Origin of the sequence: Kineococcus sp. TRM81007 (assembly GCF_022669155.1) — a bacterium.
Classification (GTDB): Bacteria; Actinomycetota; Actinomycetes; order Actinomycetales; family Kineococcaceae; genus Kineococcus.
This window is the reverse complement of sequence record NZ_JALBVB010000052.1, coordinates 175637-194294: the sequence shown is the minus strand read 5'-3', so window position 1 is coordinate 194294 and position 18658 is coordinate 175637. Positions and strand designations below refer to the sequence as shown.

Sequence of the window (18658 nt, the reverse complement as noted above, 5' to 3'; positions counted from 1 at the left end):
GGCCGGGACCGTCAGAGCGCGGTCCCGGCCGGGTGGATCACTGCCCGCCGGTGAGCTTCTCGCGCAGGGCCGCCAGGGCCTCGTCGGACGCGAGCGTGCCCGCGACCTCCGGGGCCTCGGAGGTGTACGAGGACGGAGCCGAACCGCTGCCGCTGCCGCTGCCGCTCGTGCTGCTGCTCGTGCTCGCGGCGGCGGGGACGCCCTCGGCCTCGGCGCGCGCCTCGGCCTCAGCCTGCTCGGCGACCAGGCGACGGTGGGTCTCCCAGCGCTCGTGGGCCAGGGCGTACTGCGTCTCCCACTCCTCGCGCTGCGCCTCGTACCCCTCGAGCCACTCGTTGGTCTCCGGGTCGAAGCCCTCGGGGTACTTGTAGTTGCCCTGCTCGTCGTAGTCGGCGGCCATGCCGTACAGGGACGGGTCGAACTCGTCGCCGGCCGCGGCGAGCGCCTCGCTGGCCTGCTTCAGCGACAGCGAGATCCGGCGACGCTCCAGGTCGATGTCGATGACCTTGACGAAGATGTCGCTGTTGACCTGGACGACCTGCTCGGGCACCTCGACGTGGCGCTCGGCCAGCTCGGAGATGTGGACCAGGCCCTCGATGCCGTCGTCGACGCGCACGAACGCACCGAACGGGACGAGCTTGGTGACCTTGCCGGGGACGACCTGGCCGATCGCGTGGGTGCGGGCGAACTGCTGCCACGGGTCTTCCTGCGTCGCCTTCAGCGACAGGGACACGCGCTCGCGGTCCATGTCGACGTCGAGGACCTCGACCGTGACCTCCTGGCCCACCTCGACGACCTCGCTCGGGTGGTCGATGTGCTTCCAGGACAGCTCGGAGACGTGGACGAGGCCGTCGACACCGCCGAGGTCGACGAACGCACCGAAGTTGACGATGGAGGAGACCACGCCGGAGCGGACCTGACCCTTCTGCAGGGTCGTGAGGAAGTTCTGGCGCACCTCGGACTGGGTCTGCTCGAGCCAGGCGCGGCGGGACAGGACCACGTTGTTGCGGTTCTTGTCCAGCTCGATGATCTTGGCTTCGATCGTCTTGCCCACGTAGGGCTGCAGGTCGCGCACGCGGCGCATCTCGACCAGCGACGCCGGGAGGAAACCGCGCAGGCCGATGTCGAGGATGAGACCACCCTTGACGACCTCGATGACGGTGCCCTCGACGACCTCGTCGGCCTCCTTCTTGGCCTCGATCGTGCCCCAGGCGCGCTCGTACTGCGCGCGCTTCTTGGACAGGATCAGGCGGCCTTCCTTGTCCTCCTTCTGGAGGACCAGGGCTTCGACCTCGTCGCCGACGCCGACGACCTCGTTGGGGTCGACGTCGTGCTTGATCGAGAGCTCGCGCGAGGGGATGACGCCCTCGGTCTTGTAACCGATGTCGAGGAGGACCTCGTCACGGTCGACCTTCACGATGGTGCCGGAGACGATGTCACCGTCGTTGAAGTACTTGATGGTCTTGTCGACCGCTGCGAGGAAGTCCTCAGCCGATCCGATGTCGTTGATCGCGATCTGAGGGGTACCGCTCGCCGGAGCGGTCGTCGTGGTCGTCATGGAGGTAGGGACTCCGTCAGGGACACTCGTAGGGGCACGCCCGGGGGTTCCCGGCCGTCACGCGTGCCCTTCCCCGGGCCGTGTGAGGTGACCGGGGGCGGGCGCGCGCCGTTCCAGCCTACTCGCGCCCGCGCACGCAGGCAAAGCACGCCGCGCAACCCCTCGGCCCGCGAGCGCCCGCTGGGACGATGGGGTGGTGAGCGGTGACGTGAGCGGTGGGGTGGACGGTGCGTTCGGGGTGGAGCGGCGCGAGGTGGGGGCGGCCGAGACGGTGGCGGCTCAGCGGCGCTGGTGGGACGCGGAGGCGGTGGGGTACCGGGCGGAGCACGGCTCGTTCCTGGGGGACGCGCGGGTGGGGTCGGACCTGGTGTGGGGTCCGGAGGGGTTGCGCGAGGAGGACGCGGGGCTGCTGGGGGACGTGGCCGGCCGGCGGGTGCTGGAGGTGGGTGCGGGGGCGGCGCAGTGCTCGCGGTGGTTGGCGGGGCGGGGTGCGCTGGCGGTGGCCTCGGACCTGTCGGCGGGGATGCTGGCGCAGGCGGTGGCTGCGGATGCGGAGGCGGGGGTGCGCACTCCCCTGGTGCAGTGCGACGCGCGGGTGCTGCCGTTCGCGGACGGGGTGTTCGACGTGGTGTTCACGTCGTACGGGGCGTTGCCGTTCGTGGCGGACGCGGAGCGGGTGCTGGGTGAGGTGGGGCGGGTGCTGCGGCCGGGTGGGCGGTTCGTGGGGAGCGTTCCGCACCCGGTGCGGTGGGCGTTGCCGGACGTGCCGGGTGCGGAGGGGTTGCGGGTGCACCACTCGTACTTCGACCGGCGTCCGTACGTGGAGTCGGAGACGGACGGTGCGGGGCGGGTGCGGGTGACGTACGTGGAGCACCACCGGACGGTGGGTGACTGGGTGCGGTCGGTGCGGGGTGCGGGTCTGGTGGTGGAGGACCTGGTGGAGCCGGAGTGGTCGGCCGGGGAGGCGGTGTGGGGCGGGTGGAGCCGGCTGCGGGGTGAGCTGGTGCCGGGGACGCTGGTGCTGGTGTGCTCCCGCCCGCCGGTGGGTGCGGGCGGGAACTGAGGCGGGCGCTCGCGGGGGCTCACCGGTGGTGGGGCGTTGCGGGGCCGGGGTGGTGGGTGGTCAGTGACCGGCGTCGTGCCAGGAGCGGCCGGCGCCGACGGAGACGTCGAGGGGGACGGCGAGGTCGGCGGCGCCGGCCATGGTGCGGCGCACGAGGTCCTCGAGGTGCCGGCGCTCGCCGGGGGCGACTTCGAGGACGAGTTCGTCGTGGACCTGCAGCAGGAGGCGTGAGCGCAGGCCGTTCTCGCGCAGGCCGCGGTCGAGGTCGAGCATGGCGACCTTGATGATGTCGGCGGCGGAGCCCTGGATGGGGGCGTTGAGGGCGGCGCGTTCGGCCATCTCGCGGCGCTGGCGGTTGTCGCTGGTGAGGTCGGGCAGGTAGCGGCGCCGGCCCATGATGGTCTCGGTGTAGCCGTCGCGGCGGGCCTGTTCGACGATGCCGTGCAGGTAGTCGCGCACGCCGCCGAAGCGGGCGAAGTAGTCGTCCATGAGGCCGCGGGCCTCTTCGGTGGTGATCTTCAGCTGGTTGGACAGGCCGAAGGCGGAGAGTCCGTAGGCGAGCCCGTAGGACATGGCCTTGATCTTGGCGCGCATGTCGGGTGTGACGTCGGTGGGGTCGACGCCGAAGACGCGGCTGCCGACGTAGCGGTGCAGGTCCTCGCCGGAGGTGAAGGCGTCGATGAGGCCGGCGTCGCCGGACAGGTGCGCCATGATGCGCATCTCGATCTGGGAGTAGTCGGCGGTGAGCAGGCTCTCGTAGCCGGTGCCGCCGCTGTCGCGGCCGACGACGAAGGCGGCGCGGATGCGGCGGCCCTCGTCGGTGCGGATGGGGATGTTCTGCAGGTTGGGGTCGGTGGAGCTGAGGCGCCCGGTGGCGGCGATCATCTGCTGGTAGGTGGTGTGGACGCGGCCGTCGTCGGCGACGGACTTGCGCAGGCCCTCGACGGTCTGGCGCAGGCGGGAGGCGTCGCGGTGCTCCAGCAGGTGCTGCAGGAAGGGGTGCTCGGTCTTGACGTACAGGGCGGCGAGGGCGTCGGCGTCGGTGGTGTAGCCGGTCTTGGTGCGCTTGGTCTTGGGCATGGCCAGCTGCTCGAACAGGACGGTCTGCAGCTGCTTGGGTGAGCCGAGGTTGATCTCGGTGCCGATGACCTCGTGCGCCTGGGCCTGGGCGTGGGCGACGCGGTCGGCGAAGTGGTTCTCGAGGTCGGTGAGGAGGTCGTCGTCGACGGCGATGCCGACGCGTTCGGCGCGGGCGAGGACGTCGACGAGGGGCAGTTCGACGTCGTGCAGGAGGCGGGTGCCGCCGCGGGCGTCGAGCTCGGCGGCCAGGACGTCGGCGAGCTCGGTGACGGCGAGGGCGCGGACCATGGCGTCCTGGGCGCGCGCGTGCCGGTCGGCTCCGACGGGGCCGTCGTCGGTGTCGAGGGCGAGCTGCTCGTCGGCGCCGGCGGTGGGTGCGTCGGTGCCGGTGGCGCCCTCGGCGCGCAGTTCGCGCTTGAGGTGGCGCACGGCGAGGTCGGCGAGGTCGTAGCTGCGCTGGTCGGGCCGGCACAGGTAGGCGGCCAGGGCGGTGTCCATGACGAGGCCGGCCAGGGTCCAGCCGCGGGAGGCGAGCGCGTGGCTGGGGCCCTTGACGTCGTGGGCGACCTTGGGGGCGTCGGGGTCGGCCAGCCAGGCGGCCAGGGCGCGCTCGTCGCCGTCGGTGAGGGTGGTGGGGTCGATGTAGGCGGCGACGCCGTCGGCGCCGGCGAGCGCCAGGGCGGTGACGTCGCCGGTGCCGCGGGACCACTGGCCGACGACGTGCAGGCCGGTGCGGGCGGTGGCGTGCTCGGTGAGCCAGTCGGCGACCTCGTCGTCGAGGAGGATCGCGCCGTCGACGCCGAAGCCGGCTTCGGCTTCGGGTTCGGTGGTCTCGAGGGTGGCGAAGAGGCGGTCGCGCAGGACGCGGAACTCCAGGCCGTCGAAGACGGTGTGGACCTGTTCGCGGTCCCAGGTGCGGCGCACGAGGTCGTCGGGGGTGACGGGCAGGTCCAGGTCGCGCACGAGGGCGTTGAGGCGGCGGTTGCGGATGACGCCGTCGAGGTGGGCGCGCAGGTTCTCCCCCGCCTTGCCCTTGATGCGGTCGGCGTCGGCGATGACGCCGTCGAGGCCGTCGTGGGCGGTGATCCACTTGGCGGCGGTCTTGGGGCCGACCCCGGGGACGCCGGGGAGGTTGTCGCTGGTCTCGCCGACGAGGGCGGCGAGGTCGGGGTAGCGCTCGGGGGGGACGCCGTAGCGTTCCTGGACGACGTCGGGGGTCATGCGCAGCAGGTCGGAGACGCCCTTGCGCGGGTAGAGGACGGTGACGCCGTCGCGCACGAGCTGCAGGGCGTCGCGGTCGCCGGTGGAGATGAGGACGTCGTAGCCGGCGGCGACGGCGCGTTCGGTGAGGGTGGCGATGACGTCGTCGGCCTCGTACCCCTCCTTCTCCACGACGGGGACGCGCAGGGCGGCGAGGACCTCCTTGACGAGGTCGACCTGGCCGCGGAACTCGTCGGGGCTCTTGAGGCGGGTGGCCTTGTAGTCGGCGTAGGCCTCGGTGCGGAAGGTGGTGCGGGAAACGTCGAAGGTGACGGCGAGGTGGGTGGGTTCCTCGTCGCGCAGGACGTTGATGAGCATGGAGGTGAACCCGTAGACCGCGTTCGTGGGTTGGCCGGTGCTGGTGGCGAAGTTCTCCACGGGCAGGGCGTAGAAGGCGCGGTAGGCCAGGGAGTGGCCGTCGACGAGGAGCAGGCGGGGGCGGGTGCTCGGGGTGGTGCCGCCGGTGCTGCCGGTGGTGCGGCGGGACGTCGACGCGGGGGCTGGGGTCACGCCGGTCAGGGTAGTCAGGGGGTCGGACTCGCGAGGTGCGGGCGTGCGGGTGTGCGGGCGTGCGGGCGTGCAGGCGTGGTGGGCCGCGGGGCGGGTCCGGCGTCGGGGCGGTGGCGGGGCGGTGGCGGTGGCGGTGCGCGGGTCGCTGCTCAGGCGACCGGGGCGGTGCCGGGGACCTCCCCGGTGCCGGGCAGCGGCACCGTCCCCGTGGCACCGGTGTGGTCGGGGTGGGCGGCGGGGGTGCTCGTGGTGGCTGCGCGGGCCAGGCGGACGCGCAGGGAGCGGCGGCGGGCGACGACGCCGCGGGGGCTCCCGGTGGCGCCGGCGGGGCCGTCGAGGGCCAGCCGGCGGCGCAGGACGGTCAGTGGCGCGGCGCGGCGCACGACGACGGGGGCGAAGCCCAGGCGGGCCAGGTAGCGGGTGTAGTCGCGGTCGCCGGGCAGTGCGGTGCAGGCGAGCTGATCGGCGCCCTCGGCCTCGGCGAGCAGGACCGCGCGGCGCAGCAGGGCACGCCCGACACCGCGGCGGCGGTGCTCGGGCACGACGTGCACGTGCTCGACGCTGGGTCCGGTGCGGCCGGCCAGCGGCAGCAGCTGGGCGCGGGTCAGCAGTGCGTACCCGGCCGGCTCGCCGGCCACGGTGGCCAGCAGCACGCGTGCGGTGCCCTCGTCCAGGGCGCGGAGCAGTCGGGTGCGCACGTGCTCGACGGGGGCGCGCAGCTGGCCGGCGTCGAAGCGCGCCGAGGCGTACAGGCGCATCAGGGTGTCCACGTCGGTGAGCGCGGCTTCGCGCACCAGCACGACAGGTCTCGGCACGGCGTCCTCCTCGAACGGACCGGGCCCCCGCCTCCGGTCGCCGCGCTCGCGGCTGCAGGGACCATAGGGCCTGGCGGGGCGCGGCGGAAGATCCGCAGCGGTGCCGCGAAGGTTCTCACCCGCTCGGGTCAACGGTGCGGCGGGGGTGCCGCGGAGGTGCGCCCCGTGGCGGCACCGGGCGGGCAGGAGCGCCCCGGCACGAGGTGCGTGCCGGGGCGTCGCGGGGACCGGCGCGGGTGGTCCGCGCGGTCAGCTGCTCAGGGGCGGTCGTCGCCGGCGTTGATGACGGTGGTGGCGACCTCGCGCATGGTCAGTCGCTTGTCCATCGAGGTCTTCTGGATCCACCGGAAGGCCTCCGGCTCCGTCATGCCGAACTGGGTCTGCAGCTTCGACTTGGCGCGGTCCACGAGCTTGCGGGTCTCGAAGCGGTCGGCGAGGTCGGCGACCTCGTCCTCCAGCGCCATGATCTGCTGGTGGCGGCTGACGGCGATCTCCACCGCGGGCAGCAGGTCGGCGGAGGTGAACGGCTTGACGACGTACGCCATGGCGCCGGCGTCGCGGGCGCGCTCGACGAGCTCGGCCTGGGAGAAGGCGGTCAGCAGCACGACGGGGGCGATGCGGGCCTTGACGATGCGCTCGGCCGCGGAGATGCCGTCCAGGACGGGCATCTTGATGTCCATGACGACCAGGTCGGGCTTGTGCTCCTCGGCGAGGGAGACCGCCTGCTCGCCGTCACCGGCCTCGCCGACGACGTCGTAGCCGGCCTCCCGCAGCATCTCCACGATGTCGAGGCGGATGATCGCCTCGTCCTCCGCGACGACCACCCGGCGAGCGGTCGTGGGTGCGGTCGCGGCGGTGTCAGGAGTGTTCGTCACGTCCTCATCCTAGTGGGCGCTCCCCACCGCCCCGGAGCCGCGTCACCCGCACCGCCGAGGGCACCCGCGGGACCGGCCGGGTGCGGGTGGGCCGGTAGGGTGGCACCGCCGCCCGACGCACCCGGTGCGGGGGTGGCGCGCCCCGGTAGCCCAACCGGCAGAGGCAATCGACTCAAACTCGATCCAGTGTGGGTTCGAATCCCACCCGGGGCACCGCACGACGCACGCGCACCGCAAGCACGACGAGGGGGACGGACCAACCGGTCCGTCCCCCTCGTCGTGCGACGTGCTCGCCCCGCTCGGGCTCGCTCGCGCGTGGCCGGGCTCGCTCACGCGTAGGCGGAGGAGACCCCTTCCGTGGCGTCGCCGATGCGGTGCACCCGCACCGCGTTGGTCGAGCCGACGATCCCCGGGGGGGCACCGGCCACGATGACGACGAGGTCGCCCTCGGAGCAGCGGCCCATCTCCTGCAGCCGGGCGTCGACGGCCTTGACCATCTCGTCGGTGGTGCTGATGAACGGCGCGTGGTGGGCGTCGATGCCCCAGCTCAGGCCCAGGCGACGGCGCGTGCCGTGGTCGGGGGTGAACGCCAGCAGCGGGATCTGCGAGCGCAGCCGGGACAGGCGGCGGGCGGAGTCGCCGGACTGGGTGAAGGTCACCAGCAGCTTGGCGTCCAGCTGCCTGCCGATCTCGGCGGCGGCCAGGGTGATGGCGCCGCCCTTGGTGTGCGGCGTGGTGCCCAGCGGGGCGATGCGCTCCAGGCCGTGGGTCTCGGTGTTGTCGATGATGCGGGCCATGGTGCGCACGGCCTCGAAGGGGAAGGCGCCCACGCTGGTCTCCCCCGAGAGCATCAGCGCGTCCGCGCCGTCGAGGACGGCGTTGGCGCAGTCGGAGGCCTCCGCGCGCGTCGGGCGCGGGTTCGTGATCATCGAGTCGAGCATCTGGGTGGCGACGATGACGGGCTTGGCCTGCCGGCGGGCCAGTTCGATGGCTCGCTTCTGGACGAGGGGAACCTCCTCCAGGGGCAGTTCCACGCCCAGGTCGCCGCGGGCGACCATGATGCCGTCGAAGGCGGCGACGATCTCGCGCAGGTTTTCCACCGCCTGCGGCTTCTCCACCTTGGCGATGACGGGGACGTTCACGCCCTCCTCGTCCATGACGCGCCGCACGTCGTCGGCGTCGGCGGCCGAGCGGACGAAGGACAGGGCGACCATGTCCACGCCCAGCGACAGGGCGAAGCGCAGGTCCTCGACGTCCTTCTCGGACAGGGCGGGCACGCTGACGGCGACGCCGGGCAGGTTGATGCCCTTGTTGTTGCTGACGGGGCCGGGCACGGTCACGCGGGTGACCACGCGGGGGCCGTCCACGGCGGTGACCTCCAGACCGACCTTGCCGTCGTCGATGAGGATGCTGTCGCCGACGGAGACGTCACCGGGCAGACCCGCGTAGGTGGTGGAGCACACCTCGCGGGTGCCCACGACGTCCTCGGTGGTGATGGTGAAGACGTCACCGACCGCGAGGTCGTGGGGGCCGTCCGCGAAGCGGCCCAGGCGGATCTTGGGGCCCTGCAGGTCGGCGAGGATGCCGACCGCGCGGCCGCTGGCCTCGGCCGCGGCACGCACCCCCTCGAAGTTGGTCCGGTGCTCGTCGTGGGAACCGTGGCTGAGGTTCATCCGGGCGACGTCCATCCCGGCGTCCACCAGGGCCCGCAACCGCTCGGGGCCGCCCACTGCGGGTCCGAGGGTGCAGACGATCTTCGCTCTGCGCATGCCCCGACCCTATGCCGACGGCGGTGGCGCGCGCGCCGCGGGGCGTGCCGCCCGTGCGCTCGCGACCGGCTCGTCACACCCCGGTCACGCGCCCGTCACCCACCGGGGGTCGAGCAGCGCTCCTGACGCCCGTGCACGCCCTCCCGGGGTGCGCGGGCGCGTGACTGGTCCATGCTGGCTGCCATGACGACGGGAACGGGAGCGGGTCGCGACGACGTGGTGCTGGGGACCGCGGTGGACCGCGAGATCGACGAGCTGATCGAGCAGGGCGTGGCGGACCTGGAGCACGAGTACGCCGTCTACGTGCGGCTGCACGCGGACGCCGACTGGCCGCAGGGGGCGCTGCAGGAGCTGGTGGCGGCGCTGCGCACGGCGCACCCGCGCATCGAGTCGGTGGACGCGCCCGAGCACGACGTGGTCATCAGCGTCGACGGGGACGGGCTGGACGCCGAGAGCGCCGCGCAGCGTGCGCTGGCGAAGGTGGAGGAGGCCGCGGCCGAGCGCGGCCTGGCCGGGCACGCCGCGGACGTCACCGTGATCAGCGACTCGGCGGTGTGGGTGTACGACCGGGAGGCCGTCGCCGGCTGGTGACCCCTGCCCGGCGGGCCCGGTCGCGGCCCGCCGGGCGCACGGGGGCCCGCCGGAGGGCCGGCAGGGGGCGGCTGGCGGGTCGAGGCACGGGTCGAGGCGGGAGGGGTCGGTCGGTGCGGGTGGATCACCCCGAGGTGGAGACGGTGGCACCGCGCACGTGGGCGCAGCTGCAGGACCTGCTGTTCGCCGAGCCGTGGCCGCAGCGGGCGGGCCGGTACCACTCCAACGTGGTGCACCGGGGCCTGCCGTGCGCGGCGTACGGGCTGCTGACGTCGGTGCAGCGGCTGGGACGCGTCGAGCGCGAGACGGACCTGCTGCGCAACTTCCGCAAGTACTCGCGGGTGCCGTTCGGGCACCAGGAGAGCGACTGGGAGTGGCTGACGCTGGCGCAGCACCACGGGCTGCCCACCCGCATCCTGGACTGGACGTACTCGCCACTGGTGGCGCTGCACTTCGCCACGGCGGACGTGCGGCGCCACGACGAGGACGGGGCGGTGTGGAGCGCGGACTTCGTCGCCGCGCACGAGCGGCTGCCCGGGAAGGTGCGCGAGGCGCTGCAGGCGTCGGGGGGCACCGCGTTCACCGTGGAGCTGCTGGGTCAGGTGGCGCCGACCCTGGCGCGCTTCGACGCCCTGGACCCCGAGCCGTTCATGGCGTTCTTCGAGCCGCCGTCGCTGGACGAGCGCATCGTCAACCAGTACGCCAGCTTCTCGGTGCTCTCCTCGGTGCACGAGCGGCCGGACGCGTGGCTGACGCGCGCCGAGACGCCGTCGGTGCGCAAGCTGGTGGTGCCGGCGGCGTTGAAGCCGCTGGTGCGTGAGCGCCTGGACCAGGCCAACATCACCGAGCGGGTGCTCTTCCCCGGTCTGGACGGGTTGAGCCGGTGGCTGACGCGGTACTACTCCAGCCCGCCGCGCTGCTGAGCGCGGCGGGCTGGAGCGGGTGGTCGGCTCAGGCGGTCAGCGGTGCGGCGTCGGCGCGGACGGGTGCCGGCAGGGCGGTGTCGCCCATGAGGTACTCGTCCACCGCCGCGGCGCAGGCGCGGCCCTCGGCGATCGCCCACACGATCAGGGACTGCCCGCGCCCGGCGTCGCCGGCGACGAAGACGCCCGGTGTGCTCGTGGCGTAGCCGGGGGTGCGGGTGAAGCGGGTGCGCTCGTCGGGCACCAGGCCGAGCTGGTGCACCAGGTCGCCCTGCTCGGGTCCGGTGAAGCCGATGGCCAGGAGCACCAGCTGGGCGGGCAGGTCCTGCTCGGTGCCCTCCACGGGGGTCCACACGCCGTCGACCTTGCGGACCTCGATGACCCGCAGGGCCTTCACGCGGCCGTCCTCGTCGCCGATGAGGGCCTGGGTGGAGGCCGAGAAGCGTCGCTGGCCGCCCTCCTCGTGGGAGGAGGAGACGCTGAAGACCTTCGGCACCGTGGGCCACGGCTCGTCCTCGCTGCGCTCCCCCGGTGCCTTGGGGTAGATGTCCAGCTGGGTGACGGACTTCGCGCCCTGGCGCAGGGCGGTGCCGTAGCAGTCCGAGCCGGTGTCGCCGCCGCCGATGACGACGACGTCGAGGCCAGCGGCGTCGACGAGGTCGTCCGGGCGGGGCTCGCCCACGGCGACGCGGTTGGTCGGCGGCAGGTACCGCATCGCCTGGTGCACGCCGTCGAGGTCGCGGCCGGGCAGGTCCACGTCGCGCCACTGGGTGGCGCCGGTGGCCACCACGACGGCGTCGTACCGCTCGCGCAGCTGCTCGCCGGTGATGTCGGTGCCGATGTCGACGCCGGGGCGGAAGCGGGTGCCCTCGGCTTCCATCTGCGCCAGGCGCCGGTCCAGGACGGAGCGCTCCATCTTGAACTCGGGGATGCCGTAGCGCATCAGCCCGCCGATCCTGTCGTCGCGCTCGTAGACGGCGACGGTGTGCCCGGCGCGGGTCAGCTGCTGGGCGGCGGCCAGGCCGGCCGGTCCGGAGCCGACCACGGCGACGGTCTTGCCGGTCAGCCGCTCCGGCGGGCGGGGCTCGATCCAGCCGTTCTCGGCGGCGCTCTCGGCGATCATCACCTCGACCTGCTTGATGGTCACCGGCGGCTGGTTGATGCCCAGCACGCAGGCGGACTCGCACGGCGCCGGGCACAGCCTGCCGGTGAACTCCGGGAAGTTGTTCGTGGCGTGCAGGCGCTCGACGGCTTCGCGCATGTCGGCGCGGCTGACCAGGTCGTTCCACTCGGGGATGAGGTTCCCCAGCGGGCAGGCGTTGTGGCAGAAGGGGATGCCGCAGTCCATGCAGCGACCGGCCTGGCGCTGCAGCTGGTCCTGGCTCTGCTTCTCGTACACCTCGCGCCAGTCCATCAGGCGCAGCGGCACCGGGCGGCGGGCGGGGAGCTCGCGCTCGCGGACCTTCAGGAATCCACGGGGATCAACCATGAGAAGCCTCCATGATGCGGGTCAGCACGGCCTCGGAGTCCGGCTCCAGCCCGTCGTTGACGGCCTGCGCGCGCACCTGCAGCACGCGGCGGTAGTCCCGCGGGACGATCGTCGAGAAGCGGCGGCGCGCGGTGCCCCAGTCGGCGAGGAGCTTGGCGGCCAGGGGTGAGTCGGTGTGCTCGCGGTGGGCGACGAGCAGGTCGTGCACGCGTGCGGCGGCCTCGTCGTCCATCGGCTCCACGTCGACCATGTCGCGGTTGACGCGGGACTCCTTCAGGTCCAGCACGTGGGCCAGGCCGCCGGACATGCCCGCGGCGACGTTGCGGCCGGTGCGGCCCAGGATCACGACCTCGCCGCCGGTCATGTACTCCAGCGCGTGGTCGCCGACGCCCTCCACCACGGCGGTGGCGCCGGAGTTGCGCACGCAGAAGCGCTCGCCGACCTCCCCGCGCAGGAAGATGGAGCCGGAGGTGGCGCCGTAGCCGATGACGTTGCCGGCGACGATGTCGCGTTCGCGGGTGCCGCTGGCGCGGTCCGGGCGCACCACGACGGTGCCGCCCGACAGGCCCTTGCCGACGTAGTCGTTGGTGTCACCGAGCAGGCGCAGGGTGATGCCGCGCGGCACGAAGGCGCCCAGCGACTGCCCGGCCGATCCGGTCAGGGTGATGTCGATGGTGCCCTCGGGCAGGCCCGCCTCGCCCCAGGCCTTGGTGACCTCGTGGCCGAGCAGGGTGCCGATGGTGCGGTTGACGTTGCGCACCGGCACCTCGATCCGCACCGGGGTGCCGTCGCGCAGGGCGCTGCCGGCGCGCTCGATGAGGACGTGGTCCAGCGCCTTCTCCAGGGCGTGGTCCTGCGTCTGCGTCTGGTGCAGCGCGGTGCCCTCCGGTGCGGCGGGCGCGTGCAGGATCGGCGCCAGGTCCAGCCCGGTGGCCTTCCAGTGGGCCACGGCACGGCGGGTGTCGAGGACCTCGACGTGGCCGACGGCCTCGGCCAGGGAGCGGAAGCCCAGCTGGGCCAGGTACTCGCGCACCTCCTGCGCCAGGTACTCGAAGAACGTCACCAGGTACTCGGCCTTGCCGGTGAACCGTGCGCGCAGCTCGGGGTTCTGCGTGGCCACCCCGACGGGGCAGGTGTCCAGCTGGCACACGCGCATCATGATGCAGCCGGAGACGACCAGGGGGGCGGTGGCGAAGCCGAACTCCTCGGCGCCCAGCAGGGCGGCGATGACGACGTCGCGCCCGGTCTTCAGCTGCCCGTCCACCTGGACGGAGATGCGGTCGCGCAGGCCGTTGACGACGAGGGTCTGCTGGGTCTCGGCCAGGCCGAGCTCCCAGGGGCCGCCGGCGTGCTTGAGGCTGGTCAGTGGTGCCGCGCCGGTGCCGCCGTCGTGGCCGGAGATGAGGACCACGTCGGCCTTGGCCTTGGACACCCCGGTGGCGACCGTGCCGACGCCGACCTCGGAGACGAGCTTGACGTGCACGCGCGCCGCGGGGTTGGAGTTCTTCAGGTCGTGGATGAGCTGGGCGAGGTCCTCGATGGAGTAGATGTCGTGGTGCGGCGGCGGGGAGATGAGCCCGACGCCGGGCGTGGAGTGCCGGGTCCTGGCGATGTTCGGGTAGACCTTGTGGCCGGGCAGCTGCCCGCCCTCGCCGGGCTTGGCGCCCTGGGCGACCTTGATCTGCAGGTCGGTGGCCGAGGAGAGGTAGTTGCTCGTCACGCCGAAGCGGCCGGAGGCGATCTGCTTGACCTTCGAGGTCTTCTCGGGGTCGTGCAGCCGCTCGACCTCCTCGCCGCCCTCACCGGAGTTCGAGCGCCCGCCGAGGCGGTTCATGGCGATCGCGAGGACCTCGTGAGCCTCCTGGCTGATGGAGCCGTAGCTCATCGCGCCGGTGGAGAAGCGCTTGACGATCTCGCTGATCGGCTCGACCTCGTCGACGGGGACGGGTTCGCGCACGCCCTTCTTCAGCTGCAGCAGCCCGCGCAGGGTCATCAGGCGCTCGGCCTGGTCGTCCACCCGGGAGGTGTACTTGCGGAAGAGGGCCTCGTTGCGCTGGCGGGTGGAGTGCTGCAGCTGGAAGACGGTCTCGGGGTCGAACAGGTGCGGTTCGCCCTCGCGGCGCCACTGGTACTCGCCACCGGTCTCCAGGCGCCGGTGGGCGCGCTCCTGGCCCTCCACGGGGTAGGCGATGCGGTGGCGGCGGGCGACCTCCTCGGCGAGCACGTCGAGGCCGACCCCGCCCAGGCGGGAGGTGGTGGCGGTGAAGTACTCGTCGACGAGGGTCTGGGACAGCCCCAGGGCCTCGAAGACCTGCGCGCCGCGGTAGGAGGCGACGGTGGAGATGCCCATCTTGGACATCACCTTCAGCACGCCCTTGCCGAGGGCCTTGATGAGGTTCTTCACGGCCGTGGGGGCGTCGACGCCGGTGATGACGCCGTCGCGGACGAGGTCCTCGACGGTCTCCATCGCCAGGTAGGGGTTGATGGCGGCGGCGCCGTAGCCGATGAGGAGGGCGACGTGGTGCACCTCGCGCACGTCACCGGCCTCGACGACCAGGCCGACCTGGGTGCGCAGCTTCTGGCGCACCAGGTGGTGGTGCACGGCGGAGGTCAGGAGCAGCGAGGGGATGGGGGCCAGCTCGGCGGTGGAGTCGCGGTCCGAGAGGACCACGAAGACGGCGCCGTCGGCGATGGCGCGGGTGACCTCCGCGCGGATCTCCTCGATGCGCCGGGCCAGCTCCGCGCCGCCGCCGGCGACGCGGTACAGGCCCTTGACGGTGTGGGTGGTGCGGCCCGGGTTGCGGCGGTCCTTGTCGATGTGGACGATCTTGGCGAGCTCGTCGTTGTCGATGACCGGGAAGGGCAGCACCAGCTGGTGGCAGTGCGCCGGGGACTCCGCGAGGAAGTTCTGGTGCGGGCCGGCGATGGTGATCAGCGAGGTGACGAGCTCCTCGCGGATGGCGTCCAGCGGCGGGTTGGTGACCTGCGCGAAGAGCTGGGTGAAGTAGTCGAAGAGCAGGCGGGGGCGCTCGGAGAGCACCGCCAGGGGCGTGTCGGAGCCCATGGAGCCGATCGGCTCCGCGCCGGCGCGGGCCATCGGGGCGAGGATGAGGCGCAGCTCCTCCTCGGTGTAGCCGAAGGTCTGCTGGCGGCGGGCCACCGAGGCGTGGGTGTGCACGACGTGCTCGCGCGGGGGCAGGTCCCCCAGGTGCACGACGTTCTTCAGCCACTCCGCGTACGGGCGGGCGGCGGCGAGCTCGGCCTTGATCTCCTCGTCGTCGACGATGCGCCCGCGGGCGGTGTCGACGAGGAACATCTTGCCCGGGGCGACGCGGCCGCGGGCGACGACGGAGGAGGGGTCCACGTCCAGCACGCCGACCTCGCTGGCCAGCACGACGAGGCCGTCGTCGGTGACCCAGTAGCGCGAGGGGCGCAGGCCGTTGCGGTCCAGGACGCAGCCGATGAGGGTGCCGTCGGTGAAGGTGAGGTTGGCCGGGCCGTCCCAGGGCTCGGCGAACATCGAGTGGAACTCGTAGAAGGCCCGGCGGGCCGGGTCCATCTCGGTGTTGTTCTCCCACGCCTCGGGGATCATCATCAGCACCGCGTGCGGCAGGGAGCGCCCGGCCAGGTGCAACAGCTCCAGGGCCTCGTCGAAGGAGGCGGAGTCGGAGCCCTCGGTGGCGCACACCGGGCCCAGTCGCTGCACGTCGCCGGGGATGAGGGGGGTGCTCATCTGCGACTCGCGCGCGGCCATCCAGTTGCGGTTGCCGCGCACGGTGTTGATCTCGCCGTTGTGGGCGATGGTGCGGAAGGGGTGCGCCAGCGGCCACGACGGGAAGGTGTTGGTGGAGAAGCGCGAGTGGACCAGGCCGAGCTCGCTGGTGAAGCGGCGGTCGGACAGGTCGGGGAAGAACGGCTCGAGCTGGCCGGTGGTGAGCATGCCCTTGTAGACGATCGTGCGCGCCGACAGGGAGGGGAAGTAGACGCCCAGCTCCCGCTCTGCGCGCTTGCGCAGCGGGTACACGCGCCGGTCCAGGTCCAGGCCGCTCTCGCCGGCCGGGCCGGCGACGAACAGCTGCGCGAAGTGCGGCATGCACGCACGTGCCTGGGAGCCGACGAGGTCGGCGGTCACCGGCACCTCGCGCCAGCCCAGGACGGTCAGCGACTCCTCGGCGGCGAGCTCTTCGATGCGGGCCACGGCGGCCGCGCGCTCGGTCTCGTCCACCGGCAGGAAGGCGTTGCCGACGGCGTAGGCGCCCTGGGCGGGCAGCTCGATGCCCTGCTCGGCCGTCACGGCGCGCAGGAACTCGTCGGGGACCTGGGTGAGGATGCCCGCGCCGTCACCGGTGGTGGTCTCCGCACCCACCGCGCCGCGGTGGTCGAGGTTGCGCAGGGCCGTCAGGGCGTGCTCGACGATGTCGTGGCCGGCCTCGCCGCGCATGGTGGCGACGAAGGCGACCCCGCAGGCGTCGTGCTCGTTGCGGCGGTCGTACAGGCCGGAGCTCGGCGGCAGCGTCGAGAAGGGCAGCGGTCGGACCGGCTGCGCCGTGGTGTTCCCGGGGGTCTGCGCGGTGGGCTGCGCGAGGGGTTGCGACATGCGGTGCACCGTCCTCGGAGAGAGGTCCGGGAGGACCTCGATGGACAGGGGGTCTCTCGACGGGTCTCTTCGAGCGTGGGTCCCCTCGGAGCCGGATGGGTCTCCTCGGGGGCACGGGTGCGCTCCTGGTGGGTGCGCACCCGAACGGGGGACGGCGCTGGCCCGCGTTCACCTCACTGTAACGCCCAGGAACCCGTGCTCATTCGCACGAGAGCGTCACCGGATCATCACGACTGGGGGTGGTCGCGTTCCCGTGAGGACGGCGGCAAGGACGCGGTCACGTTCGGTTCACCGGCCTGCTGCTCAGTGTCACCGGTGGGTGGAGTGGCCGCCGGGGACTGCGGTGAGGGTACCCGCTCGAGGGGCTCGTCCCGACCACCTGCGCCGCGGTGCCGGCGGCGCGAGAGGACCAGCGCGACGACCGCGGCGAGGAAGACCGCCGCGGCGACCCACTGGTTCACGCGCAGCTCGCCGATCTCGTTGGCCGGGTCGATGCGCAGCGCCTCGGTGACCGAGCGGCCGGCGGTGTACAGGGCCACGTACAGGAAGAACGCCTGCCCGTGGCGCAGGTGCCGGCGGCGGTCGACCAGCACGATGAGGGCGGCTGAGAGCAGGCACCACAGCGACTCGTACAGGAACGTGGGGTGGAAGGTGCCCAGCACCACCGGCTGGCCGTCCGCCCCGGTGTGCGCCCGCCCGGCGGCCTCGTCCCAGTCGTGGATCGTCAGCGCCCACGGCACGTCCGTGGCGCGCCCGTACAGCTCGTTGTTGAACCAGTTGCCCCACCGGCCCAGGGCCTGCGCGACGAGCAGGCCGGGGGCCACCGCGTCGGCGAAGGGGGCCAGGCGGTAGCCGGCGCGCCGGCAGGCGATCCATGCGCCCAGCGCACCGGCGGCCACCGCGCCCCAGATGCCCAGGCCGCCCTCCCACAGGTACAGCGCGCGCACCGGGTCCCCGCCGGGGCCGAAGTACGCCTCCGGGGAGGTGATGACGTGGTAGATGCGGGCGCCGACGACCCCCAGCGGCACCGCCCACACCGCCACGTCCAGGGGGAAGTCCGGGTTGCCGCCCTTGGCGCGCCAGCGCCGGGAGGTGATCCACAGACCGGCGGCGATGCCGGCGAGGATGCACAGCGCGTACGCGCGCAGCGGCACCGGGCCCAGGTACCACACGCTCTGCGTGGGGCTGGGCAGCGCGGCGGGCAGTGCCGCGGGAAGGGCGGTGATCACGAGGCGGCCGCCTCGGTGGCCCGGGCGACCTGCTCGCGCAGGTACGCACCGGCGTCCGCGCCGAGCAGCTGCCCGGTCTCCAGCGCGCGGGTCTCACCGCCGTCGGGGGTGAGCTGCACGGTGGGGGTGCCCTCGACGCCGGCGTCGGCCATGGACGCCTGCACGCGGCGCACGTAGCCGAGGTGGGTGTCGTCCGCCACGGCCTGCTCCCAGGCGTCCAGGTCACCCACCCCGGCCGCCTGCGCCGCGGCGCGCAGCTGCTCGTCGGTGTAGCCGTCGCCCTCCGCGCCGTCGTTGCCGGCGCGGCCGGGCTGGCGGGCGAAGACCTCCTCGCTGTACTCGGCGAAGCGGCCCTGGACGTCGGCGGCGGCAGCGCCCTGCGCGGCACGGGTGGAGGAGTCGTTGCCGAGGTTCTCGTCGAGGAAGCTGAGGGTGTGCACGACCACGCGGGCCTGCCCGGAGGCGGCCAGCTCCTGCAGGTCGTCCCCGGCGGCGGCCTCGAAGTCCGCGCAGAACGGGCACTGGTAGTCCAGCCACACGTCCAGCGTGGGGGCGCCGGGTGCGGCGTCACCGGCCAGCAGGTACCCGCCGTCGGGGGCGGTGGCCGAGGGCGGGGTGGCACCCTCGGTGGTGGTGTCGTCGCCCTGGCGCACCACCAGCACGACGACGACGGCCACGAGCGCGAGGACCACCACGACGGCGGCGCTGACCAGCAGCACCCGGCGGCTGCGCTCGCGCGCCAGCTCCTGCTGCCGCAGCGCGGCGGCCTCGGCGCGGCGAGCCGCGGCGGCGTCCTCGGACTGGCCGGCGCGGGCGGGGTGGCCGCCCGGTCGCTTCTTGCTCAACGCTCGTCCCCTCGCAGGCGCCCGCGCGCCGCGCGGGCGGTCGTCGGTCCGTTC

12 protein-coding genes and 1 tRNA gene are annotated in these 18658 nt (G+C 73.3%); 4 read left to right on the top strand and 9 right to left on the bottom strand.

Annotation, left to right across the window (positions count from 1 at the left end; all coding sequences use genetic code 11):
* Positions 1-37: 37 nt before the first annotated feature.
* Complete coding sequence (gene rpsA, locus MN205_RS11410) at positions 38-1558, bottom strand: 30S ribosomal protein S1 (RefSeq protein WP_242127304.1); 1521 nt, start codon at positions 1556-1558, stop codon at positions 38-40.
* A 196-nt stretch (positions 1559-1754) separates the two neighbouring features.
* On the opposite strand from rpsA, the gene MN205_RS11405 reads away from it, so the two are divergent.
* Complete coding sequence (locus tag MN205_RS11405) at positions 1755-2621, top strand: class I SAM-dependent methyltransferase (protein ID WP_242127302.1); 867 nt, start codon at positions 1755-1757, stop codon at positions 2619-2621.
* A 60-nt stretch (positions 2622-2681) separates the two neighbouring features.
* Here MN205_RS11405 and polA read toward each other — a convergent pair whose 3' ends face one another.
* The 3 genes from polA to MN205_RS21865 form a co-directional block, all read right to left on the bottom strand.
* Positions 2682-5471, bottom strand: coding sequence for a DNA polymerase I (polA, locus tag MN205_RS11400; protein ID WP_242127301.1), 2790 nt, complete (start codon positions 5469-5471; stop codon positions 2682-2684).
* 149 nt (positions 5472-5620) lie between these two features.
* A complete protein-coding gene (locus tag MN205_RS11395) occupies positions 5621-6286 on the bottom strand; it encodes a GNAT family N-acetyltransferase (protein ID WP_242127299.1) in 666 nt (221 codons plus the stop codon).
* Between the two features lie 257 nt (positions 6287-6543).
* Positions 6544-7161, bottom strand: coding sequence for an ANTAR domain-containing response regulator (locus MN205_RS21865; RefSeq protein WP_242127297.1), 618 nt, complete (start codon positions 7159-7161; stop codon positions 6544-6546).
* 139 nt (positions 7162-7300) lie between these two features.
* Here MN205_RS21865 and MN205_RS11385 point away from each other — a divergent pair.
* Positions 7301-7374, top strand: a tRNA-Leu gene (locus MN205_RS11385).
* A gap of 116 nt (positions 7375-7490) precedes the next feature.
* On the opposite strand, the gene pyk is transcribed toward MN205_RS11385, so the two are convergent.
* Positions 7491-8930: a pyruvate kinase gene (gene pyk / locus MN205_RS11380; protein ID WP_242127295.1), complete on the bottom strand. Its 1440-nt coding sequence runs from the start codon at positions 8928-8930 to the stop codon at positions 7491-7493.
* 183 nt (positions 8931-9113) lie between these two features.
* On the opposite strand from pyk, the gene MN205_RS11375 reads away from it, so the two are divergent.
* Both MN205_RS11375 and MN205_RS11370 read left to right on the top strand, forming a co-directional pair.
* Complete coding sequence (locus MN205_RS11375; protein WP_242127293.1) at positions 9114-9521, top strand: hypothetical protein; 408 nt, start codon at positions 9114-9116, stop codon at positions 9519-9521.
* 143 nt (positions 9522-9664) lie between these two features.
* Positions 9665-10444 (top strand): FRG domain-containing protein, encoded by a 780-nt coding sequence (locus MN205_RS11370; RefSeq protein WP_242127291.1) that lies wholly within the window; start codon positions 9665-9667, stop codon positions 10442-10444.
* A gap of 28 nt (positions 10445-10472) precedes the next feature.
* Here the strand turns inward: MN205_RS11370 and MN205_RS11365 are convergent, their stop codons facing one another.
* The 4 genes from MN205_RS11365 to MN205_RS11350 form a co-directional block, all read right to left on the bottom strand.
* A complete protein-coding gene (locus tag MN205_RS11365; protein ID WP_242127289.1) occupies positions 10473-11933 on the bottom strand; it encodes a glutamate synthase subunit beta in 1461 nt (486 codons plus the stop codon).
* On the bottom strand, positions 11926-16530 hold the full coding sequence (gltB, locus tag MN205_RS11360) for a glutamate synthase large subunit (protein WP_242127287.1): 4605 nt from the start codon (positions 16528-16530) through the stop codon (positions 11926-11928). The genes MN205_RS11365 and gltB overlap by 8 nt, the downstream gene beginning before the upstream one ends.
* A gap of 227 nt (positions 16531-16757) precedes the next feature.
* A complete protein-coding gene (gene lgt, locus MN205_RS11355; RefSeq protein ID WP_374115918.1) occupies positions 16758-17756 on the bottom strand; it encodes a prolipoprotein diacylglyceryl transferase in 999 nt (332 codons plus the stop codon).
* Positions 17756-18604, bottom strand: coding sequence for a thioredoxin domain-containing protein (locus tag MN205_RS11350; RefSeq protein WP_242127283.1), 849 nt, complete (start codon positions 18602-18604; stop codon positions 17756-17758). The genes lgt and MN205_RS11350 overlap by 1 nt, the downstream gene beginning before the upstream one ends.
* Positions 18605-18658 lie beyond the last annotated feature (54 nt).